Raw genomic sequence first — 21,166 nt, forward strand, 5'->3', positions numbered from 1 at the left:
CGGTTCACGGCCTGCGACCGACCCAAAACACTACATAACAACCAACTCACAAGTAAGTCGTGCAGACCGAACACGTCCATCGACTCGGTGACGCCGCAGCGCTGGACGGTGTGGAGACGGGGTCCGTCGAACTGGTGGTCACGTCGCCGCCGTATCCGATGATTTCACTGTGGGACGACCTCTTTTCGGCGCGCGACCCGGCGGTCGCCGAGGCGTTGGACGAAGACGACGCCGACACCGCCTTCGACCGGATGCACGCCCAGCTCGACGCGGTGTGGGACGAAGTCGTTCGCGTGCTCGCGCCGGGCGGCATCCTCTGTGTCAACGTCGGCGACGCGACGCGGTCGGTCGGGGAAGTGTTCCGGCAGTTTCCGAACCACGCGCGGGTGCTGTCTGCGCTCCGGGAGCGAGGGCTTCGCCCTCTTCCGGACGTGCTCTGGCGGAAACCGACGAACCGCCTGACGAAGTTCATGGGGTCAGGGACGCTGCCGCCGAACGCCTACGTCACGCTCGAGCACGAGTATATCCTCGTGTTCAGGAAGGGCGGCCCCCGCCAGTTCGAGGCGGGCGACGACCGCCGCTACGAGAGCGCCTTCTTCTGGGAGGAGCGAAACGAGTGGTTCTCGGACCTCTGGACGCTCACCGGTACGGACCAGACGCTGGCGGCACCCGGCGACAGCCGCGAGCGCTCGGCGGCGTTCCCGCTGGAGCTGCCGCTTCGACTGATTCGGATGTACTCGGTGTACGGCGACACCGTGTTGGACCCCTTCCTCGGGACCGGAACGACGACGCTGGCCGCGATGCTCTCGGGGCGCAACTCGGTCGGCTACGAACTCGATGCGACGGTGCTCGACGCGTTCGACCGCCGCTTGGACGGACTCGCCGAACGGTCCCGCGAGCGGGCCCGAGAGCGGGTCGCCCGGCACGAATCGTTCGTCGCCGAGACGGACGCCGAGGTAGCCCACCGCGCCACCAACTACGACTTCTCGGTCGTGACGAAACAGGAACGGCGCGTTCGACTGTACACCGTCTCGGACGTCGACGTGGTCGACCGGACCGAAGACGAACGTCGATACGTCGTCTCGCACGCCCCTTACGAGGGCTGACCTCGAACGCACGCCCCCTGCAGGCCTCTCGGCATCTCGAACAACGGGTCCATTTTTGCCCCTCGGCGACCCGTATGCGCGCATGGAGTTCCACTCGTTCGCACTGGCGGCCAGTACGGCCGACCTGAGGCCGGTACAGGAGATGCCCGCGGTACGAGAACACGCCGACATCGTCGAGTTCCGGTTGGACCTCGCGACGGATCCGCTGGAAGCGCTCGACGACTACGACGGCGACCTGCCGGTACTCGTGACGAACCGCGCCGACTGGGAGGGCGGAGAGGCGGCGGACGAGGGCCGACTGGCGACGCTCGAATCGGCGTTCGACCACGACGCCGTCGTCGCCGTCGACCTCGAACTCGCCGCGCTCGGCCCCCACGGCCCGAACGTTCCAAGCGCCGTCGACCTCCGATCGGCGGCCAGAGAACGCGGTCTCACCGTCGTCACGTCCGTTCACGACTTCCAGAAGACGCCGCCGATGGCGAACCTGCAGAGTCTGCTGTCGGCGGCGTGTGAGGCCGGCGACGTCGGGAAACTGGCGGTGACGGCCACCGACCACTCGGACAGCCTCGCACTCCTCTCGGTGACCCACGAGGCGACGACGGCCGGCCACCGGGTGGCGACGATGGCGATGGGCGAACCGGGCCGCCACACCCGCGCCGTCGCGCCGGTGTACGGGTCGAAAATCGGCTACGCGCCGCCGCGCGCCGAGAGCGCGACCGCCCCCGGGCAGTACGACCTCCAGACGCTCGCGAAACTGGTGCGACAGCTCTGACCGCGTCGGCAGGGAGAGACGGGCCGCCGAACTGTCGAAACTGTCAGTATATAATTATCTGTTCCTAACCAGAATTTCGTCGTAGAACCCACTAACTTATGCTTCGTGGCTTTGGACGTTGGGGCCATGGCCGACACACCCCGACGTGCACTCGTCGCCGCCGTTCTCGGGACGGTGTTCGCCACCGTCGGGGTCGCAGGTGTCGCCCACCTGTATCTCCGGCGGTGGCGCCGCGGCGTGAGTTGGTTTCTGTTCGTCTTCGGCAGCGCCGTGGGGCTCGTGTTCGCGCTGAACCCGTCGACGCTGTCGATATCGGCGGTGCTCGCGGAACCGATCTCGACGCTCACGTCGGCGACCGTCGAACCTTCGGCCGTCTACCCGCCGCTTCTGTTCCTCCTGGGACTCAGCGTCTACGACGCCTGCCGCATCGCCATCAAACCGGCGGCGTCGAGCGACGGGGGCGTCTCCTGTCCGGTCTGCGGCTATCCGCTGGACGCCGAACTGGAGTTCTGTCACTGGTGTAGCTCGGCCATCGCGTGGTCCGAGCCCGGTGCCGAGTCGGACCGCTGACTCCGCTTCTCAGGCTTCGAGTATCTCGTCGGCGTCGATCTCGGGAACGACGAGCGTGCCGTCGAACGTCGTCACCGCTCGCCCGCCGACGCGAACCTCGTCGCCGACGCGCACCCGAACGCGGCCGGATCTCTCCACGAACTCGCCTTGCTCGAACTGCATCTCGTCGGGGAGCGTGTCGAACGCGCCGACGTGTTCGAGGTACGCGCCGCAGGCGCCGCTGGCGGTGCCGGTGACGGGGTCTTCGGGGACGCCCGTGCCGGGTGCGAACATTCTCGCGTGCAGCGTCGACTCGGCGTTCAGCGTGTCGAAGGTGAACAGATAGACGCCGGTGGCGTCGTACTCCTCGGTCAGCGCGGCGACGGCGCTCATGTCGGGCGTCGCACCGCCGACAGCGTCGAGGAAGTCGACGCCGAGAACGAGAAACGGGAGGCCGGTCGAGGCGACGGCCGCCGGGAGCTCGTCGGCGACCGCCCGAAACGAGTCGACCGGAACGCCGAGCGCCTCGCTCACGCGCTCGTAGTCGACGTCGACCGGCCGAACGGTCGGAGGCGACTGCGTCATCCAGACGACGCCGTCGTCGGTGAGTTCGATTTCGAGGTCGCCGACGTTCGTTTCGAGCGTGTGAACGCCCGCGTCGAGGACGTCTTCCTCGGAGAGATGCGCGTGCGCCGCGACGGTCGCGTGCCCGCAGAGGTCGACTTCCTGTGCCGGCGTGAAGTAGCGGATGCGTCGGTCGGCGCTCTCGGAGGGGCGGAGAAACGCCGTCTCACTCACAGACAGTTCGCGGGCGACCGCCTGCATCTGTTCGACCGAGAGGCCGTCGGCGTCGGGGACGACGCCGGCGGCGTTACCCGCGAGCGGTTCGGTGGTGAACGCGTCGACCAACAACGCGCGACGAGTGTCCATGCGCTCACCACCGGCCGGGGGACAAAGAAAGTATCACTCGGCGCGACTCAGCGACGACGACGGACCGCCAGTCCCGCAATCGCCAGCAGGCAACTCAGCGCCGTCCCGAAGCGGGTGTCAGGGAGCAGCGTCGCGAAACTGGCCGACTCCGTCTCGGTGGTCGTCGTCGCGTCGGAGTCGGTCGGCGTCGCGGTTTCGGTCTGGCTCTCCGTCGACTGTGACTCCGTCGTCTGCACGGTCTCGGTCGTCTCCGTCGACGTGTCGGTTTCGGTGGGCGTCGCGGTTTCGGTCGGCGTGGACGTGGTCGTCGATGTGGCCGTAGTCGAAACCGTCGTGGTCGTCGATGTGGCCGTGGTCGAAGCAGTCGTCGTCGAGGTAGTCGACGTGGAGGTGGTCGTCGAGGACGGCGAACCGCACGCCTGGACGCTCTCGGTTATCGCCGAAGTCTCCTCGTCCTCGACGGGCACCGATTCGCCGGTGTCGCTACGCACTGCCTCGGTGACCACGTAGTACTGGTCACCCTCCGACCCGCTCAGATCGAGGTCGATGGTGACGTCCTCGCCGGGCCCGATGGGGACGTCGTCACCTTCCTTCGTCTCCTGGACGGTGTACGTATAGGTCACCGCGAACTCGTTGGGGTTCGAGACGGTGAGCTGACCGCACTGGTTCGAGCTGTCCTGAATCGATTGGACTGACGGCGACGTAGAGGTCGTCGTCTCAGTCACCACAGGCGAACTCGTCTCGGTCGGGGTCGAAGTGGAAGTCTCGGTCGTCTCCGACGGGGCGCACGCCTGAACGCTCTCGGTTATCGCCGAGGTCGCCTCGTCCTCGACGGGCACCGACTCGCCGGTATCGCTGCGCACTGCCTCGGTGACCACGTAGTACTGGCCCTCGGCGGCACCCAGGTCGAGGTCGATGGTGACGTCCTCGCCGGGCCTGATGGTGACGTCGTCACCTTCCTTCGTCTCTTGAACGGTGTACGTATAGGTCACCGCGAACTCGTTAGGGTTCGAGACGGTGAGCTGACCGCACTGGTTCGAGCTGTCCTGTATCGACTGGACCGTCGACTCCGCGGCAGTTGTCGTCTCCTCGGCGTCGTCGTCGGTCCCCTCCGAGTCGTCCGTCTCGTCAGAGTCACCACCGCTGTTCGAGTTTCCGGCGTTGTTCGAGTCACCGCCGTTATTCGAGCTGCCGGCATCGTTCGAGCTGCCAGCGTCGTTCGAACTACCGGAATTAGCGGAGTCGTCAGTACCGTCGTTGCCACCGGCGTTGCTCGAATCACCGGCGTCGTCGTCCGCGTCGGTCGTCGAGGACTCCGTCGTGGCGTTCGGTGTCGTCGCGTTCGGCGTCGTCGCGTTCGTCTCGTTGGTGACGAGTTCGGTACTGGAGGCGTCACTGTTCGATTCGTTGACGGGGGAGAGCGACCCGGCGTCGAACTGTGATGCGAATCCGGAACCGATGGCGATTGCGCCCAGCGCGACGACGAGAAGTACCAGAAGCGGTACGTACTGTCGCTGCGAACCAGGGTCAGACATTGCGTGCGGCAAGAACCAGTACCGCCTTTGTTATGGGCAACCGTTCGTTCGTTTCAGCCGTATGGGTCGGCATACTGTTTTGATAGGCCGAACGTACGACCGCCGGACTGGACCGCGATTGCACCCGGTTCGAAGTCGCGCCGAACGCTTTTGCTCGAAGCGCCCGTAGCGTGAACGAATGACTCGACCAGCGACGCTCGGAGGGACCTGCCGATGAACATGCTCGTCGACGGCGAGTGGATGACCGACGCCTACGAGTCGACGGACGAAGACGGCGAGTTCGACCGGCAGGAGACGTCGTTCCGCGACCGAATCGAGGACCGCGAGGACGCGAAATTCCCCGTCGAGGCGGGTCGGTACCACCTCTACATCTGCCGGGCCTGCCCGTGGGCCCACCGAACGGCGATGACGCGCTCGCTGCTGGGACTCGAACGCGCGATCTCGCTCTCGCTGACCGAACCGGTCCGCATCGACGACGGGTGGGAGTTCTCAGAGCGGTTTCCGGACCCACTGTACGACGAGCCGTATCTCCGGGACGTCTACGTCCGCGCGGACGACGATTACACCGGCCGCGTGACGGTGCCGGTGCTGTGGGACAGACAGGAAGAGACCGTCGTCAACAACGAGTCCGAAGAGATAATGCGGATGCTCGGCACGGAGTTCGGCCGCCTCGCCGAGCGCGACGTCGACCTCTACCCCGAAGGGTATCGAGACGAGGTCGACCGGCTCATAGACGACATCTACGACCCCATCAACAACGGCGTCTACCGCGCCGGGTTCGCCGACGCGCAGGCGGCGTACGACCGAGCGGTCGACGAGCTGTTCGAGGCGCTCGACCGCTACGAGAACGTCCTCGACGAGCGGCGCTACCTCGCCGGCGACGTGCTCACCGAGGCGGACCTAGCGATGTTCGCAACGTTGGTCCGCTTCGACCACGTCTACCACACCCACTTCAAGTGTAACCGCCGGGCGATTCACGAGTTCCCGAACCTCTGGAACTACACGAAGGAACTGTACCAGTTGCCCGGAATCGCGGACACGGTGAATCTCGAACACATCACCGAACACTACTACCGGAGCCACGGCGACGTGAACCCCAAGCGATTGGTCCCCACCGGCCCGGACATCGACTTCTCGGGACCGCACGACCGAGACCGTCTCGCTGGCGGACCGCCGGACGCCCTGTTCGAGTAGCGTATCCAGATAGTATATTTTCGAAGATAGACTCTCGAACGTGACGTTCGCCGAAACCTTTCGAGGCTCCGTGCTGAGTTCTCACAGGGAGAACAAACGTGATGAACAACCGACGAGAGATGATGGACGAAGCAAAGCACGTCGCCCGCGCGCTGTTCGAGAACGAACTGACCGAGTCGTCTGACGGGGACTCGGAGCCGTTCGACGTCGAACGGTTCCTCCGGACGCTCGCGGGACAGGACACAGAACAGAGTCGTGAGCGACGGACGGGAAAGCAAGTGGTCGCGGGTTCGCTCGTCGCCCTCGGCGTACTCCGCCGAATGGCCCGAAACGAGCGAATCAAACAGTTGCTGACGGAGGCGACCGCTTCGGAACGGGAGATAGAAGACGAACCGACGCACAAAGGGTCGTCCGGGTCGCGGTCGGTCGTCGGTGCGCTACTGCGACTGCTCACGTTCGCCGTGGTCGTCGCCGTCGTCGCCTACGCCGTGCGGAAGCGCGGCGAGCTTGGCGAGCGTTCCGAGCCCGACGCGACCGAGCGCGACATCACCGAGACGAACGTTGCCGAGGAGGACGTGATGGGGACGAGCACCGCCGAGGAGGACGACGTCGACGAGATGGTCGATACGGTCGAAGACGAGGGCGGCGACGTCTCGCCGGAACCCGGTGAGACGGTCGTGGAGGAAGACGTCGTCGAGGCGGCGACGGGCGAGGAAGCCGGCGCGGAGACCGAAATCGAGGACGCGGAAACGGTCGACGAAACGGAGTCGGACGAAGAGGACGAGTCGCCGCTCGAAGCCGAGTCCGAAGAGACGGACGAAACGGACGAGTCCGAAGAGACGGACGAAATGGACGAAGCCGAAGAGACGGACGAAGCGGAGGAGTCGGACGAAACGAGCGACGCCGAGGACGAGGAAACCGTCAACGAGTCGCCCGGCCAGTAATCCACTCGCGCCCCATCGCCGAGTCGACGGCTATCCGACGCCGACGACGCGCTCTTGTACGGCTCGTTCCCTAGAGTAGCCGTGTCATCGAGCGGCACGGTCAGACGCCTACTCACCGCCGTCATCCGGCTGAACTCCATCAGTCGACAGCCGATTTCGAGGGCTCGCGGTCTCCGCCGACCAGCGCTCGTCGAGGTACGTCTCGAAGGAAGTGAGCCCGCTGTCGTACCGGTCGCGTTTGCGACGAGAACCCGACGAGTCACGAACCGGCGTATGCGATGGGGTGAATAAGCGACACTACCGACAGACGCGGCGGTGTGCACCGTTCGAGACGCGACGCCCGACCGGCTTCGGCTGACGGCGCGCCTGACGTCTGACCCTGTGATTACTGCACGCCGCCACGAATCGCCCGCTCGGCGTCGTCTAACGCCGCTTCGGCGTCGAACTCGGCGACGAGTTGTTCGAGTTCTTCGCGGGGTCTCTCGCGCAACTCGCGGGCGTGGCGGGTGACGTTCGGCACCGCGCGGATGACGTTGTCGACGATCGGGATGTCCGCGGCCCGCGCCGACCGCGACATGGGGTTGAGGTCGACGACGATTTCGACTTTCCCCAGCGCCGCCAGCGCCTCCGCTCTGTCGCCGTCTTCGAGCGGGACGAGCACCACGTCGGCGTCGCCGATACCGTCGGCGTCGACTTTCGCGCGTTCGTGCGAGAGCCCGGGGATGCGGCCGTCGGCGGTCAGTCCCTTCACTTCGCTCGCCCCGTGGTCGCGCAGGTAGTCGGCGATGGCTTCCATCCGCTCGTCGGTGCGGTTGAACAGGTTCACTTCGAGCTCCGCGCCGACGGCGTCGGCGAGTTCGACCAGTTCGCCCGGGCAGAGGGCGGCGACGTTGCCGTTTATCGACAGCACCGGGTGCTCGGCCAGAAGCAACTGTGCTGCGGCGGCGCGCTCGGCGGCGTCGGCGCTCTCTATCGTGCGCTCGCCGAGGAGGTAGTCGAACGCCTCGCCGCGCCCCTGCGCGATGAGCCCCTGTCTGCTGGTGATGCCCTCGTCGACGCCCTTCTCGATGCGATGTCGCGTCAGCAACGACTCGTATCGAGGGTGGTCTTCGGGAATCTCGGTCATACCGGCGATTGACGCGGGACGGTAAAAATCGGTGCTACTCGCGGCGCGGTATCGACGGCGAGGCGTCGCCCGCTGCGGGCGCGGGAGGTTCGTCGTCGAGCAGTCGCGCGCCCGCCGGGTGGCTCTGACAGACCGACGGGTCGTAGCCCGCCTCCGAGAGACCGGTTCCGAGCGCGAAGACCGAGTCGCCGAGCATCGCCATCGACGCCTCGCCGTCGACGGCGTTCACGTCGCGTATCACCGCCTCGACGCGGTCGGTGAGCAGTCCGGCCTCCCGGGCGAACCGGCGCGAGGCGAGCATGAATCGGTCGAGCGTGGGCCGTTCGACGAGACTCGACAGCGCCCGCGCCCCGGCCTCCGAGAGTCGGGTCGTGTCGCCCGAGAGCACGTCTTCGGTGGAGAGCTTGCCGAAGGTGACGTACTCGACGCGGGTCTGGGCGGGAATCCCGTCCAGCAGTCCCTCGCCTGGCGCGCCGGGGTCGAGGCGAATCGGCACGCCGCCGTGCGCCTGTGCGACGACGTCGCCGAGGCCCGTCCCGGACTGCACCTCCGCGCCGTGGGCGAGGGTGACGAGTTCGTTCTCCGAGAGCGCCCGGTCGAAAGCGTCGTTCGCGGCGAGGGCGGTTCCGAGCGCCATCGCCCCCGAGACGCCGAAGCCCGCGCCCAGCGGCAGCGACGTGTCGGCGTCCACGGCCGCCGTCACCGAGAGGGCGTCGAGCACGCGCTCGACCGGGTCGACGTCAAGTACGTCGCCGCTGAGCGTCACCGTCGTCGTCGCCGCCGGCCGAACCCGAACGGTGACGCCGTCCGAGAGCGTCACGCCCGCCCCGCGGGAACCGGCAACTCTCGGGTCGTCATCGGGGTGGGCGCTGAAGAATCCGGTCACGTGACCCGGAACGAACGCCACTGCCTCGCCAGCCATACTCCTTCATCTCCGCGCCGCAGGTTTAACAGTTACAATCCCGACCGACGGCGGTTCAACTCGTTCACGCCGATAAATGGCGTATTTCCGCTCGGTAGCGTGTACCGTGGACTCGAACCGGAACCGACACACATCGGTCCGTTGAGCGGGTCTCGCGGCGGTCGAGCGGCTTGAACACGAAGAAACGGTCGCGCCGCTTTTTACGGAATCGCGTTGTTGTCGATGACGCGACCAGCGGGTCGCAGATAGCTGACGGAGGACCCACCGATGGCAACTAACATCACCGAAGACGATGAGGGGAAGAAGGTCGTCGCCGGCGACGGCGACACCGTAGGCATCGTTGCAGATGTTGAACACGGGACCGCGTACGTCGAACCGGACCCCGGACTCACCGAGAAACTCAAATCGAAGCTCGGTTGGGGTGAGAGGGACGAGGACACGTACCCGCTCCAGGAGGAAGCCGTCGAAGCGGTCACTGACGACGAAATCAGACTTCGTCGGGACGTGTGACGCTCGGCGCGTCTGTTATGCCGTCCGCAACCTAACTCGCCGGACGGTCGACCAGTCAGACATGCATCACTCCCGGGCGCACCGACGTTTCGCGTCCAGTCCGTCGGTTTTCTCGATCACCGAGTCGAAGAGGACGCCGGCTGTCACACTCGCTTGATTCACTACGTGCCGCAAAAGACCGACACAGCGCCGCTTCAGCGTGTCAGCGCTGCTGGTCGGCGAACGCGACGCGCGCGTTCGGATGCTGATCGGCGTCTTCGGCGAGGACGCCCTCATCGCGGAGCGCCTGTATCTGCGCTTTCGCTTCGGTCGGGTTGAGTTCGCCGAGAACGGCCGTCGCGCTGAGGAGGAGACTCCGCGGGACGCCTCTCCCCGCGCCGCCCACGTCGAACGCGTCCGCGCTGTCACCGACATCGTCGAGGATGACTTCGAGGTACCGTCTCACGTCGCTCTCGCCCCGGAGACTCTCGTGCCAGCGCTCGGGATACGTACTCACGCGGCCGTCGTCGACGGTGTAGAGGGCGTCGTTATCGTCCCACGAGGAGGACTCCGTCCGACGTTCCTCGACTGCGGACGGGACGCTGTCGGGGTCGATTTGAGCGCCGTCAGCCGCCAGCCCTTCGGCGTACGTCACGACGCGGTCCGGGGCGACGCCGGGGCGGTCACTCCGCTCGTAGCGTTCGATGAGTCCGACGAGGTCCGAGACCAGAAGCGTGCGTCCGCGGTCGCCCGCCTCTTCGAGCACATGTTCGTTCAGTTCGGGCATCGAATCGGGCTTGGGTGCAGACGCGAATAAGTTGCCTGCCCGTCCGAGTTACTCGCCGGTACGCTCGGTGAAAACTCCGGAGCCGCGTCTGGCGACTTTTCGAGCGGCGAAAAAACCGTGCGGTCGTCTGTTACGTCTCGCCTACGGCGACAGACGCTGCCTGTCACGTGGGAAGAGGACGGCCTCGCGGATGTTCTCCAGTCCGAGCATCGTCATGATGAGACGCTCGCCGCCGAGTCCGAAGCCGGCGTGCGGGGGCATCCCGTACTTGAACATCTTCGTGTAGTAGTCGAACGACTCGGGGTCGAGCCCCTGCTGTTCGAAGCCGGCGACGAGGCGCTCGTAGCGGTGTTCACGCTGGCCGCCCGAGACGAGTTCCATGTTCGGGTGCATCATGTCGAACCCGGTCGAGAGTGACTCGTCGTCGTCGTCGTGGTCTTTGATGTAGAACGGCTTGATCTCGCTGGGCCAGTCGGTGATGAAGTAGTGCTCGCCGACGTCGTCGCCGAGCGCCTTCTCGCCCTCCGTCGGCAGGTCGTCGCCCCAGACGAGGTGTTCGTCGAGTTCGCCCGACGCGTTGATGCGCTCGATGGCCTCCTCGTAGGTGAGCCGCGGGAACTCGCCAGAGGGTGCCTCGAACTCCTCTTCGAGCCCGAGCGCTTCGAGCTGGCGCTGACAGTTCTCATCGACGGCCTCGTACGCCGCCTTGACGACGGCCTCGCAGACGTCCATCGCCTCGGTGTGGTCGATAAAGGCCGACTCGAAGTCGATGGAGGTCGCCTCGTTGAGGTGTCGCGGCGTGTTGTGCTCCTCGGCGCGGAAGATGGGGCCGACCTCGAAGACGCGCTCCAGACCGGAGCCGACCATCAGCTGTTTGAACAGCTGCGGCGACTGGTTCATGAACGCCTCCTGGCCGAAGTACGTGATGGGGAACAGCTCGGTGCCGCCCTCGGTGCCGGTGGCGACGATCTTCGGCGTGTTGATCTCGGTCGCACGGAGGTCGCGGAACTTCTCGCGGACGGCGCGCTGGACCTCGGCGCGAATATCGAAGATTGCCTTCACCTCGTCCTTGCGCAGGTCGAGCGTCCGGTTGTCGAGACGCGTTGGGAGTTCGGCGTCGACCTTGCCGGAGGGGTCTAGCGGCAGTTGCGGGTCGGCCTCCGCGATGACGTCGAGGCTCTCGGGGACGACTTCGACGCCCGTCGGCGCGCGCGGCTCCTCGCCGACCTCGCCGGTCACCGAGATGACGCTCTCGCGGTGGACACCCAGTCCGGTCTCGACGAGCGTCTCGTCCATCTCGTCCTTTTCGAACTTGACCTGAATCTTCCCGGTGGTGTCTCGGAGGATGAGGAATGCGATGCCGCCGAGGTCACGAACCTCGTGAACCCAGCCAGCGAGCGTCACCGTCTCGCCGGGTTCGGCGTCAGCTGCGTACGTTCGGTTGTGCATGTCTACGCGTTCCGCGTCGGGAGGTTAAAAACGACCGATTCCGCCCGAGCGCGCGAAGCGCCGACGGTCGCCGTCGCCCATCCGTCGGGCGGAACAAAACACATTTGCACCTGTCGGTCACCTCTCTGGGTATGTCGCGGGAACTTGACGACCTCGACCGCTACATCATCTACGCGCTCCAGGGCGACGCCCGCGGGACGACCGCCCGAGAGATCGCCGAGATGAAGGGCGTCTCTGCCAGCACCGTGCGTAATCGAATCCACCGACTCGAAGACGGTGACATCATCCGAGGGAGCCACCTCGACATCGACTTCGAGGCCGCCGGCTATCAGCTGTACACGCTCATTCTCTGCACCGCCCCGATTCCCAAGCGCGAACAGCTCGCACGCGAAGCGTGCAACGTCGACGGCGTGGTCTCGGTCCGCGAGATAATGACCGGCGGCGAGAACGTCCACATCACCGTCGTCGGCGAGGACAGCGACGACCTGAGCCGAATCGGCCGCGACCTCAGTTCGCTCGGTTTCGAGATCGTCGAAGAGGAACTCATCCGAAACGAGTACACCTGTCCGTACACGCCGTTCAGCGAATCCCCGGACGAGTAGCCGAGCGCCTCCGTTCGACGCCTCTTCTCCGCGGAGCGACTGCGCTGGTCGACGAACCGTGTCGACTCTCGGACAGCGTCTGGCGACTTGGCGAACGAACGCGGGCCTCTGAGCGTCTGCACGTGTCGACGACCGACAGTTCGAACAGTGCGTCGCATACGTTGAACACTCGTGAATTGCGAAATAAATACTACAACGAATTGTAGATGCGAAATCGGCAATATATCGCCTTCTTTATGGCGTTTCAGCGGTAAGAGCCGATAATGAGAGTTCCCGTACCGAAGTCGAGCGACGGAACGTCGAAGTCGGACCGACGAGCGCGGGTTCGCCGGCCTGAGGGCCTGCTTCGGGAGTCGAGTCACCGCGAACCGTATCGGGGCCTGCGCGCTGATGCGGACGGTCGCGTCCCGGGGGTGAACTGAGTGGTCGAAGCCTCCGAAATCAGCATCCTCGGTCTGCTGTTGGTTCTTGCCGTCGCGTGGGTGTTCGGCGCGCTCGCAGAGCGCTTCGGCTACCCCGCGATGATGGGCGAACTGGCGGCGGGGCTCCTCTTCGGGCCGCCGCTACTGGGAATCATCCAACCCTCGGAGGTGTTGATGGTGCTGTCGGAGCTCGGCGTCTTCCTCCTGATGGTGTACGTCGGGACCGAAGTCGACCTCCACAAGCTATTCGAACTCGGTCCGCAGGCGCTCCTCATCGCTATCGGCGGGTTCGTCATCCCGTTCGGCCTCGGCTACGCGGCCGGCGTCGTTCTCGGCGTGTCGATGGGAGGGGCGCTGTTTCTCGGACTGGCGATGGCGGCGACATCGCTGGCGACAAAGTCGCGCATTCTCTCTGACCTCGACCTGCTCGACACCCGCATCGCGGGGGTGCTTCTCGGCGGTGCGCTCGTCTCCGACGTCGGCGTGCTCGTCGCGTTCGCGGGCATTCTCGGCTTCGTCGAGGCCGGGTCGGTCGACCCGCTCAGCATCGCCCTCATCTTCGGGAAGGCGCTGGCGTTCTTCGCCGTGACGCTGTTCATCGGCGACCGCTTCCTCCCGCCGATGTGGACGAAACTCGAAGACCTCCGCGAACAGTACGGCTTCGTCGACAAGACGACGGCGTTCACGTTCGCGCTGCTGGTCGCACTGGTGTTCGCCGAGCTCGCCGCGCTGGCGGGGCTGCACATGATTATCGGCGGCTTCATGGCCGGGATGTTCCTCCGACAGGCCGACATCACGCCGGGGTTGTACGAACACATGGAGAACGTCATCTACGACCTCGCTATCGGCTTCTTCGCGCCCATCTTCTTCGTCACCGTCGCCTTCGAGTTGACGTTCGACGTGTTCACGCAGAACCTCGGCCTGCTCGTGCTGTTGGTGGCGCTCGCGTTCATCGGTAAAATCGTCGGCTCGTGGCTGTTCTCGCTGCCGACGAAGCTCACCTCCCGCGAGGGGCTGGTCATCGGCTTCGGGATGAACGGCCGCGGCACCGTCGAGATCATCATCGCCTCCATCGGTCTGTCGGCGGGCGTCATCGACCAGCAGATGTTCTCCATCCTCGTGTTCATCGCCATCTTCACGACGGCGCTCGTCCCGGTGACGATGACGTGGGGCGTCAAGCTCCTGGAGTCGGCGGATGAACTCGTCAAACTCGACGAGGAGGAGACGATCAGCACGGCGGACTGACCGCTCTCGGTCGTCGAACGTCGACTCGAAACGAAAAGCGAACGCGCGGAGCGAAGAGAACTACTCGGCGTGGGCGTCTTTGACGCCTTCGACGGTTTCGCGGACCGCGTCGACGCCCTCGTCGTGCAGCAGGTCGCCGACGACGATGACGTCGGCGTACTGGCCCATCTCGTAGGCGGCGTCGTAGCTGCGGATGCCGCCGCCGTAGAACAGCGTCGAGTCGTCGAGCGCGTCCTGGGCGGCCTGTACTTTCTCGGTGTCGCCGTACATCCCGGAGTACTCGACGTAGACGATATCCTGTCCGAACATCTTCTCGGCGACAGCGGCCCACGCGGCCACGTCGTCGGTGGACTGGTCGCAGTCGGCGTCGGTCAACTGCGCGACCGAGGCCTCCGGGTTGAGGACGATGTACGCCTCGGTGTGGGTGCGGCCCCAGTCGAGACCGTTCTCGATGCGGACCCACTCCTTGTGTGCGCCGGTCACCCAGAAGGAGTCGCTGGCGTTGAACACGGTCGGGATGAGGTAGCCGTCGAGCGCGTCGTCGTCGACGACGACGGCGGGGTTCGACGGCTCCTGGTACAGCGGCACGTCGTACTCGGCGCACGCGTCGACGACGCGCTGCATCTTCTCGGTGGTGATGTCGAGCGTGCCACCGATCTCGATGGCGTCGGTTCCGGTCTCGCAGGCGTCGGCGAACGTCTCGCCGTCGACGAGCTCTTTGTCGGGATCGATTTTGAGGATGTGGTCCCACGATTCCCACGGCAGAGTCATTGGACTGTGTACTTCGGGGAGCCGTTAAAAAGGGTGCGGAACGCTAGTTTCTCAAAGTCACGGTGGCGGAATAGCGAGTACGCTCACTGCGAACGAACGAAGTGAGCGAGTAGGCCGACGACTGAGTGGGGGTGCGAAGCACCGAAACGAAGGAGGAGTGCTTTTGGTCCAGCTTTCACCGAGCGAAACCGCTTTGCGGTTTCGCGCAGCGTAAAAGGTGGGAGTTAGTCCGCTTTCGCCTGCCAGTCTCGAACCGTATCCGCGCCCACGCCCTCGACACTCGCAGCCACGTCGTCGGGGTCGGCGTCTTTCAGCCCGGGCACGTCCGCGATCCCGGCTTCCTGCAGTTTCTCGGCCGTCTTCTCGCCGATGCCGGAGATGCTCTGCAGTTCGTCGCCGCCGACCTGCTGGGCCTGGTACTCGCGGTAGTTACAGATGGGACAGCCGAGCTCCCACGGCTCGTCGCCGTTGTGGACGACCAGGTGGGGAAGGCCGTGCTCCTCGCACTCCTCGTCGGTAACTTCGATCTCGCCGCGGCGCGGCAGCGGCAGCGAGTAGTCGCAGTCGGGGTAACGCGTACAGCCGACGAGCCGAGAGCCCGAACGGAGCTGTTTGATAGCCAACTCGCCCCCGTGTTCCTCGCCGCACTCCGGACACGTCCCGATGACGAGGTCGTCCTGCTCGTCGGCCTCGTCGGCTTTACACTGCGGACAGCCGTGGACGAACGTCTTCCGCCCGGCGAGCATCTTCACGTGGTGGAGGCCGTGCTCCTCGCACTCGTCTTCGAGGATGAGCGGCTTCCCCGTCGACGGCAGCGGGAGCGTGTACTCGCAGTCGGGGTAGCCGTCGCAGCCGACGAAGTACGACCCGTACCGACTCTTGCGAACGAGGAGGTCCGCGCCGCACTCCGGGCACGGTCCGAGCGTCTTGTCCGCCTTCAAGGATTTTTGAAGCTGTGTTCCCAGCTCGTCGCTGGACTCCATCAGCCCCTCGAAGACGGTTTCGAGCATCTCGCGGGACTCCTCGGTCACGTCCTCGAAATTCGTCTCTCCGTCGGCGATGGCGAGCATGTCCGCCTCGAGTTGTGCGGTCATCTCCTCGCTGACGATGCGGTCGGCGAACTCCTCGGACGCGCTGACGACGGCGCGGGCGAGGCGGGTCGGCCGCGGCGGGTCGTTCTCGATGTAGTTTCTGTCGTAGAGCTTCTGAATCACGTCGTGGCGGGTCGCCTTCGTCCCGATTCCCATCTGCTCCATCGTCTCGATGAGCCGCGACTGGCCGTAGCGGCGCGGCGGCTGGGTCTGCTTCGCCTCGAAGCGGGTGTCGGTGACCGCGAGCTCCTCGCCCTCCGAGACGTCGGGGACGAAGCTCTCGGTGTTGTTGAAGTACGGGTAGACGGCGTGGTAGCCCTCTTTGACGAGGCGCTTGCCGTTGGCCTTCAGCGAGAGCGGTTCGCCGTCGGCCGTCACGTTGGCGACGACGCGGAGGTGCTCCCACTTCGCCGCCTCGGCGACGGTGGCGAAGAACCGCCGGACGACGAGTTCGTACACCTCGTACTCGTCCTCGGAGATATCGGCCGAAGAGGGAAGCTCGCCGGTCGGGTGGATCGGCGGGTGGTCGGTCGTCTCCTCGTCGCCTTCTGTCGCCGTGAGTTCGTCGAGTTCCAGGAGAGATTCCGCGTCGTCGCCGAAGCGCCGCGTGCCGACGAACTCCGAGACGAGTTCCTCGGGGTCGAGGTCGTCGGGGTAGACCGTGTTGTCCGTCCGCGGGTAGGTGATGTACCCCGCCGTGTAGAGGTCCTCGGCGATGCTCATCGCGCGCTGGGCGGAGTAGCCGATGCTGCCCGCCGCGCGGATGAACTGCGTGGTGTTGAACGGCGCGGGCGGCTTGTCCGTTCGCGTGCGGCGGCGGACCGACTGGACCGTCGCCGACGAGGCGGTCCGGAGCGTGTCGTAAACCGCGTTCGCGGTCTCTTCGTCCCAGACGCGCTCGGCCTCGTTGCTGTCCTCGTCGTGGTAGAAGTACTGCGCCTCGAACTCCTCGCCCGTCTCCGACTTTTCGAGGTCGGCGAACAGCTCCCAGTAGTCCTCGGGGTCGAAGGCGTCGATTTCGCGCTCGCGGTCGACGATGAGTTTCAGCGTCGGCCCCTGCACCCGACCGACGGAGATGAAGTCGTTGCCGAGCTGTCGGGCCGACAGCGAGAGAAAGCGCGTGAGCGCCGCGCCCCAGACGAGGTCGATTATCTGGCGGGCCTCGCCCGCCGCGGCGAGGTCGAAGTCGAGGTCTTCTGGATTCTCGAACGCCTCGGTCACCTCGCGCTTCGTGATGGAGGAAAAGCGCACGCGGTCGATGGGGGCCTCCTCGTTCACGTCGCGGACGAGTTCGTACGCCTCCTTCCCGATGAGTTCGCCCTCGCGGTCGTAGTCGGTGGCGATAGTGACGCGGGAGGCGTGGCGCGCGAGTCGCCGGAGGGCGGCGACGATGTTCTCCTGCGTCGGGTGTTTGTCGATGGGCGCGTCGATGAGTTCGACGGGTTCGACGTCGCGCCAGTCGTTGTACTCCGGCGGGAAGTCGACGCCGACGACGTGACCCGACAGCCCGATGCAGCGCTTGCCGCCCCACTTGTAGACGTTCACCCCGTTCATCCGCTCGGCGTCGGCGGACTCGCCGCTGAGGATGTCCGCGATTCGCCTCGCGGCGTTGTCCTTCTCGGTGATTATCAGTTCCGGCCCCTTGCTCATTGGCAGGCGATATGCGAAGGGGCGGCCTAAACCTTTCGCGGTCGTTTGCGACGAAATCGCAAGGGGGCGTGGACGCGCGCACGTGCGACGCTCGCGCAGCGCGCTCGCGTATGCGCGAGAACTTAATCTCGGCTCAGACGTGCTCGTCCAGGAACGCTCGAATCTGCTCGAACTCCTCGACGAGGTTCGACCGCGTCGTCGTGTGGTGACCCTCGTCCTCGAAGACGAGCTTCTCGACGGGCACGCCCCGCTCGCGCACCCGCTCGACGATCTGCTCCGTCTCGCCGACGGGGACGCGCGGGTCGTTCGCGCCGTGCTGGACGAACAGCGGGCACTCGATTCGGTCGACCTTGTGAATCGGGCTGATCTCTCTCAGCAGCTCGCGGTCGTCCAGCGACCCGTACTCGGCGGCGCGGTGGTCGCGCCGCCACTCGCCGGTGTTCTCGAGGAACGTCTCGAAGTCGGCGATGCCGACGAACTCCACCGCCGCCGCCCAGATTTCGGGGTACTCGGTGATGGCCGCGAGCACCATGAACCCGCCGTAGGAGCGGCCGTAGGCGACGATTCGGTCGGGGTCGACCATATCATGCTCGTAGAGCCAGTCGACGGCCGCCCGAATATCTTTCACCGAGTCCATCCGCTTCTCGCGGTCGTCGAGGTGGGTGTACGTCTTCCCGTAGCCGGAGGACCCGCGGACGTTCGGTTCCAGTACGGCGTACCCCTCGTTGAGAAAGTACTGCTTCGTCGGGTAGAACCACGGCCGCCGCTGGTGTTCGGGGCCGCCGTGGATATCGACGATGACCGGCGTTTCGCCCGGTTCGGCGTCCGCGGGGAGCGTCCAGTACGCCGGTATCTCCCTCCTGTCGGGAGAGCTTTGCTCTCCCGTAGTCGCGTTCGCTTCACTCACGCGACCGTCGAAGCTCTCGTACCGAATCGTCTCCGCGCTCCGGAACGTCGACTGCGGGATGCCGACGGTGTCCAACGACGTCCAGCGCGTCGGTTCGGAGGTCCCGTCTACGGTTCCGACATAGATGCCGAACGGCTCGCTGTTCTCCGAGAACGTGAACGCGAACCGCTCCCCATCGGGACCGAGCGTCACGTCGGCGGCGACGCCCTCCGGGAGGTCGACTTCCGCAACGTCGACGGCCGTCTCGTCGACGAATTCGCCCGCGTACAGTTCCGAGTAACCGTCGACGTTGCGGCCGTAGACGAGTCTTCGAGAGTCGCGGTCGAAAGCGAACTCCTCGACGTTCCAGTTGCCGTCTCCGCCATCGCCGTCGGCAACGACGTCGATATCGGCCGTGTCGAGGTCGAGTCGTCCGAGGTAGCTCCTGTCTGCGTCGTGGTTCGTCACCAGATACAGCACGTCGCTTCCGGGACCGAACGTCACGCAGTCGTAGCTGGCTTCTCCGTCGGGGGTGACGACACCCACCTCGCCGGTTTCGAGCTCCAGAATAGACACCTCCTGGTCGAAACTCGCGTGTGCCTCGCGGAGCGCGAGCGATTCCCCGTCGGGACTCCATCCGAGCGCTTCGAGCCAGCCGTCGGACTCGAAGACGAGTTCAGCGTCGTCCGGGCCGCCGTCGCGGGTTTGCACGTACACGTCGAACGCCTGCGCGTCGCGCCGGTTCGAGGTGAACGCGAAGGAGTCGCCCGACGGCGACCACCCGCCCCAGCCGTGTATCGCGTCGGGGCGCTCAGTGAGACCGTGAATCGTCCCGTCGGCGGCGTCGTAGCGGAACAACTGGTCGCGCTCGTCGCTCCCCTGGTCCATCCCGAAGACGAACTCGTCGCGCGTCGGCGACCAGTCGATAAACGAGATTCGCTCCTCGAACGCGGTGAGTCGCGTCGGCGGCGCGTTCGCCCCGGCGAGCGTCCAAATCTGCGGCGTCCCGGTCGTGTCGCGGACGAACGTGAGGCGCTCGCCGTCCGAGGAGAACGCGGGCTGTCGGGCGGCGTCGATGCCGAGATAGCGAGCGACGGCGTACTGTGGCATGCTTGCACAGTGGCCGCGGACCGGATAAGGGTTCAGCATCCGGCGGGCGTTTGCCGGGAGCGCGGGAGTCGTCGTGAGTGTCGCACACGTCGCTCGCCGGAAGCCGTGCGCTTATCTGTCGACCGACCGAGACTCCCGAGAGAACGTGTCGAAGCAGCGCGAGAGCCGCATCGATATGACCACCGGCGCGATCTCCCCGAAACTGGTCGCGCTAGCGTGGCCGCTGGTCGCCGGGAACCTGCTCCAGACGTTTTACAATCTGGCGGACATGTTCTGGGTCGGCCGTGTGAGTCCGGAGGCGGTCGCTGCCGTCTCGCTCATGTTCCCGCTGTCGTGGATGTTCGTCTCGACGGCGATGGGCATCACCGCGGCGACCATCGCGCTCGTCTCCCAGCACGTCGGTGCGGGCAACGACCGCGAGGCCGACCACGTCGTCGGCCAGACGATTCTGCTCACGCTCGCCGTCGCGACGGTACTCTCGGGGGTCGGCCTCGCCGCTCAGCGCCCGCTGCTGTCGGCGATGGGCCTCTCCGGACCGGTCTTTACGGAGGCGCTCGCGTACATCGAAGTGATCTTCGTCGCCCTCCCGTTCACGTTCTGCTTCTTCGCCTTCCGTGCGGCGCTGCAGGGCGCGGGCGACACGAGGACCGCGATGTGGCTGATGGTCGGGTCGGCGGGGCTGAACGTCGTCCTCGACCCCTTTCTCATCCTCGGGTGGTGGGTGTTCCCCGCGATGGGGACCCGGGGTGCGGCGGTCGCCACCCTCGTCTCGCGCGCGCTCGTCACCGCCGCGGGCGTCTACATCCTGCTGCGCGGCGATTGGGGCGTTCGGCTTCGGCCCCCCGACCTCCGCCCCGACAGAGGTGTGCTGAAGAAGCTCGTCGAAGTCGGCTACCCGGCGACGCTCGACGGGTGGGCGCGCAGTTTCGCCGCCGTCGCGATGGCGACGCTCGTCGCGCAGTTCACCGTCGCCGCCATCGCCGCCTACGGTATCGGCGTGCGCCTCATGTCCGTCTCGTGGACTGTCTCCGGGGCCGTCGGACAGGCGACGGCGACGGGCGTCGGCCAGAACCTCGGCGCACAGACGCCCGAGCGGGCGGCGGAGGTGACGTGGAAAGCGACCGTCGGTACGATGGGCGTGCTGTTCGCCGCCGCGGCGGTCGTCTTCGCCTTCCCGGACGTGGCGATGCGAATCTTCGTCGGCGACGAGGCTGTCGTCGCCGAAGGGGTTCGGTTCCTCCGCATCATCGCGCCCTTCTGGGCGTTCTTCGGCGGGACGATGGTGATTCAGGGCGCGTTCCGCGGCGCGGGGCAGACGAAGGTGGCGATGGCGCTGTCGTTCCTCTCGCGGTGGATATTCCGCGTCCCGGTGGCGCTCGTCCTCGCGTTCGCGTGGTCGGTTCCGCTGCCGGGCGGGGTGGCGGTTCGCGCCCTCGACTGGGGCGTCGACGGCCTCTGGTGGGCGTTCGCCGTCGGCGCGACGGCGGCGTTCGTCGTCGCCGTGCTGTGGTTCCAGCGCGGCGGGTGGCAGACGGGGGTTTTAGAGGAGAGCGAGCGGCCCACGGCGGCGGACTGATTCGAACGGG

18 protein-coding genes are annotated in these 21,166 nt (G+C 66.0%); 9 read left to right on the forward strand and 9 right to left on the reverse strand.

The window, feature by feature from the left end; genetic code table 11:
* Positions 1–59 precede the first annotated feature (59 nt).
* From LAQ73_RS03960 to LAQ73_RS03970, 3 genes are all read left to right on the forward strand, one after another.
* Positions 60–1,106: a DNA-methyltransferase gene (locus LAQ73_RS03960; RefSeq protein WP_224269953.1), complete on the forward strand. Its 1,047-nt coding sequence runs from the start codon at positions 60–62 to the stop codon at positions 1,104–1,106.
* An 82-nt stretch (positions 1,107–1,188) separates the two neighbouring features.
* On the forward strand, positions 1,189–1,878 hold the full coding sequence (locus LAQ73_RS03965; RefSeq protein ID WP_224269954.1) for a type I 3-dehydroquinate dehydratase: 690 nt from the start codon (positions 1,189–1,191) through the stop codon (positions 1,876–1,878).
* 126 nt (positions 1,879–2,004) lie between these two features.
* Positions 2,005–2,448 (forward strand): zinc ribbon domain-containing protein, encoded by a 444-nt coding sequence (locus tag LAQ73_RS03970; protein ID WP_224269955.1) that lies wholly within the window; start codon positions 2,005–2,007, stop codon positions 2,446–2,448.
* Positions 2,449–2,457: 9 nt separating this feature from the next.
* Here the strand turns inward: LAQ73_RS03970 and LAQ73_RS03975 are convergent, their stop codons facing one another.
* Positions 2,458–3,357 (reverse strand): PhzF family phenazine biosynthesis protein, encoded by a 900-nt coding sequence (locus LAQ73_RS03975; protein ID WP_224269956.1) that lies wholly within the window; start codon positions 3,355–3,357, stop codon positions 2,458–2,460.
* Positions 3,358–3,404: 47 nt separating this feature from the next.
* Positions 3,405–4,892: a hypothetical protein gene (locus tag LAQ73_RS03980; RefSeq protein WP_224269957.1), complete on the reverse strand. Its 1,488-nt coding sequence runs from the start codon at positions 4,890–4,892 to the stop codon at positions 3,405–3,407.
* 213 nt (positions 4,893–5,105) lie between these two features.
* On the opposite strand from LAQ73_RS03980, the gene LAQ73_RS03985 reads away from it, so the two are divergent.
* Together LAQ73_RS03985 and LAQ73_RS03990 are read left to right on the forward strand one after the other, a co-directional pair.
* Positions 5,106–6,086: a glutathione S-transferase family protein gene (locus tag LAQ73_RS03985; protein ID WP_224269958.1), complete on the forward strand. Its 981-nt coding sequence runs from the start codon at positions 5,106–5,108 to the stop codon at positions 6,084–6,086.
* A gap of 101 nt (positions 6,087–6,187) precedes the next feature.
* Positions 6,188–7,030 (forward strand): hypothetical protein, encoded by an 843-nt coding sequence (locus LAQ73_RS03990; RefSeq protein WP_224269959.1) that lies wholly within the window; start codon positions 6,188–6,190, stop codon positions 7,028–7,030.
* Between the two features lie 385 nt (positions 7,031–7,415).
* Here the strand turns inward: LAQ73_RS03990 and LAQ73_RS03995 are convergent, their stop codons facing one another.
* Together LAQ73_RS03995 and LAQ73_RS04000 are read right to left on the reverse strand one after the other, a co-directional pair.
* Positions 7,416–8,156, reverse strand: a complete 741-nt coding sequence (locus LAQ73_RS03995; protein WP_224269960.1) for a 4-phosphopantoate--beta-alanine ligase — start codon at positions 8,154–8,156, stop codon at positions 7,416–7,418.
* Between the two features lie 34 nt (positions 8,157–8,190).
* On the reverse strand, positions 8,191–9,078 hold the full coding sequence (locus LAQ73_RS04000) for a pantoate kinase (RefSeq protein ID WP_224269961.1): 888 nt from the start codon (positions 9,076–9,078) through the stop codon (positions 8,191–8,193).
* A 267-nt stretch (positions 9,079–9,345) separates the two neighbouring features.
* Between LAQ73_RS04000 and LAQ73_RS04005 the strand changes: the two genes are divergently transcribed.
* Entirely contained in the window at positions 9,346–9,588 is a 243-nt protein-coding gene (locus LAQ73_RS04005) for a PRC-barrel domain containing protein (protein ID WP_224269962.1), read from the forward strand.
* 202 nt (positions 9,589–9,790) lie between these two features.
* Here the strand turns inward: LAQ73_RS04005 and LAQ73_RS04010 are convergent, their stop codons facing one another.
* Positions 9,791–10,354, reverse strand: coding sequence for a hypothetical protein (locus LAQ73_RS04010; protein ID WP_224269963.1), 564 nt, complete (start codon positions 10,352–10,354; stop codon positions 9,791–9,793).
* A gap of 141 nt (positions 10,355–10,495) precedes the next feature.
* The gene (gene aspS / locus LAQ73_RS04015; protein WP_224269964.1) at positions 10,496–11,803 is read right to left on the reverse strand and encodes an aspartate--tRNA(Asn) ligase; all 1,308 of its coding nucleotides are present in this window, start codon (positions 11,801–11,803) and stop codon (positions 10,496–10,498) included.
* Positions 11,804–11,934: 131 nt separating this feature from the next.
* Here aspS and LAQ73_RS04020 point away from each other — a divergent pair, with 131 nt between their 5' ends.
* Together LAQ73_RS04020 and LAQ73_RS04025 are read left to right on the forward strand one after the other, a co-directional pair.
* On the forward strand, positions 11,935–12,405 hold the full coding sequence (locus LAQ73_RS04020; protein WP_224269965.1) for an Lrp/AsnC family transcriptional regulator: 471 nt from the start codon (positions 11,935–11,937) through the stop codon (positions 12,403–12,405).
* A gap of 422 nt (positions 12,406–12,827) precedes the next feature.
* A complete protein-coding gene (locus tag LAQ73_RS04025; RefSeq protein WP_224269966.1) occupies positions 12,828–14,072 on the forward strand; it encodes a cation:proton antiporter in 1,245 nt (414 codons plus the stop codon).
* A 60-nt stretch (positions 14,073–14,132) separates the two neighbouring features.
* Here the strand turns inward: LAQ73_RS04025 and LAQ73_RS04030 are convergent, their stop codons facing one another.
* The 3 genes from LAQ73_RS04030 to LAQ73_RS04040 all read right to left on the reverse strand — a co-directional run bounded on the left by LAQ73_RS04030 (position 14,133) and on the right by LAQ73_RS04040 (position 19,580).
* A complete protein-coding gene (locus tag LAQ73_RS04030; RefSeq protein ID WP_224269967.1) occupies positions 14,133–14,843 on the reverse strand; it encodes a phosphoglycerol geranylgeranyltransferase in 711 nt (236 codons plus the stop codon).
* Between the two features lie 224 nt (positions 14,844–15,067).
* On the reverse strand, positions 15,068–17,584 hold the full coding sequence (locus LAQ73_RS04035) for a DNA topoisomerase I (RefSeq protein WP_224269968.1): 2,517 nt from the start codon (positions 17,582–17,584) through the stop codon (positions 15,068–15,070).
* Positions 17,585–17,717: 133 nt separating this feature from the next.
* On the reverse strand, positions 17,718–19,580 hold the full coding sequence (locus LAQ73_RS04040) for a S9 family peptidase (protein ID WP_224269969.1): 1,863 nt from the start codon (positions 19,578–19,580) through the stop codon (positions 17,718–17,720).
* A gap of 175 nt (positions 19,581–19,755) precedes the next feature.
* Here LAQ73_RS04040 and LAQ73_RS04045 point away from each other — a divergent pair, with 175 nt between their 5' ends.
* A complete protein-coding gene (locus LAQ73_RS04045) occupies positions 19,756–21,156 on the forward strand; it encodes an MATE family efflux transporter (RefSeq protein WP_224270714.1) in 1,401 nt (466 codons plus the stop codon).
* Positions 21,157–21,166 lie beyond the last annotated feature (10 nt).

The organism is Haloprofundus salinisoli (assembly GCF_020097815.1).
GTDB classification, from domain to species: Archaea; Halobacteriota; Halobacteria; order Halobacteriales; family Haloferacaceae; genus Haloprofundus; species Haloprofundus salinisoli.

Excerpts from the sequence above, each read along its gene's own strand:
- LAQ73_RS03965 (WP_224269954.1), top strand. The coding sequence starts at position 1,189 with ATGGAGTTCCACTCGTTCGCACTGGCGGCCAGTACGGCCGACCTGAGG.
- LAQ73_RS03970 (WP_224269955.1), top strand. The coding sequence starts at position 2,005 with ATGGCCGACACACCCCGACGTGCACTCGTCGCCGCCGTTCTCGGGACG.
- LAQ73_RS03975 (WP_224269956.1), bottom strand. The coding sequence starts at position 3,357 with ATGGACACTCGTCGCGCGTTGTTGGTCGACGCGTTCACCACCGAACCG.
- LAQ73_RS03980 (WP_224269957.1), bottom strand. The coding sequence starts at position 4,892 with ATGTCTGACCCTGGTTCGCAGCGACAGTACGTACCGCTTCTGGTACTT.
- LAQ73_RS03985 (WP_224269958.1), top strand. The coding sequence starts at position 5,106 with ATGAACATGCTCGTCGACGGCGAGTGGATGACCGACGCCTACGAGTCG.
- LAQ73_RS03990 (WP_224269959.1), top strand. The coding sequence starts at position 6,188 with ATGAACAACCGACGAGAGATGATGGACGAAGCAAAGCACGTCGCCCGC.
- LAQ73_RS03995 (WP_224269960.1), bottom strand. The coding sequence starts at position 8,156 with ATGACCGAGATTCCCGAAGACCACCCTCGATACGAGTCGTTGCTGACG.
- LAQ73_RS04000 (WP_224269961.1), bottom strand. The coding sequence starts at position 9,078 with ATGGCTGGCGAGGCAGTGGCGTTCGTTCCGGGTCACGTGACCGGATTC.
- LAQ73_RS04005 (WP_224269962.1), top strand. The coding sequence starts at position 9,346 with ATGGCAACTAACATCACCGAAGACGATGAGGGGAAGAAGGTCGTCGCC.
- LAQ73_RS04010 (WP_224269963.1), bottom strand. The coding sequence starts at position 10,354 with ATGCCCGAACTGAACGAACATGTGCTCGAAGAGGCGGGCGACCGCGGA.
- aspS (WP_224269964.1), bottom strand. The coding sequence starts at position 11,803 with ATGCACAACCGAACGTACGCAGCTGACGCCGAACCCGGCGAGACGGTG.
- LAQ73_RS04020 (WP_224269965.1), top strand. The coding sequence starts at position 11,935 with ATGTCGCGGGAACTTGACGACCTCGACCGCTACATCATCTACGCGCTC.
- LAQ73_RS04030 (WP_224269967.1), bottom strand. The coding sequence starts at position 14,843 with ATGACTCTGCCGTGGGAATCGTGGGACCACATCCTCAAAATCGATCCC.
- LAQ73_RS04035 (WP_224269968.1), bottom strand. The coding sequence starts at position 17,584 with ATGAGCAAGGGGCCGGAACTGATAATCACCGAGAAGGACAACGCCGCG.
- LAQ73_RS04040 (WP_224269969.1), bottom strand. The coding sequence starts at position 19,580 with ATGCCACAGTACGCCGTCGCTCGCTATCTCGGCATCGACGCCGCCCGA.
- LAQ73_RS04045 (WP_224270714.1), top strand. The coding sequence starts at position 19,756 with ATGACCACCGGCGCGATCTCCCCGAAACTGGTCGCGCTAGCGTGGCCG.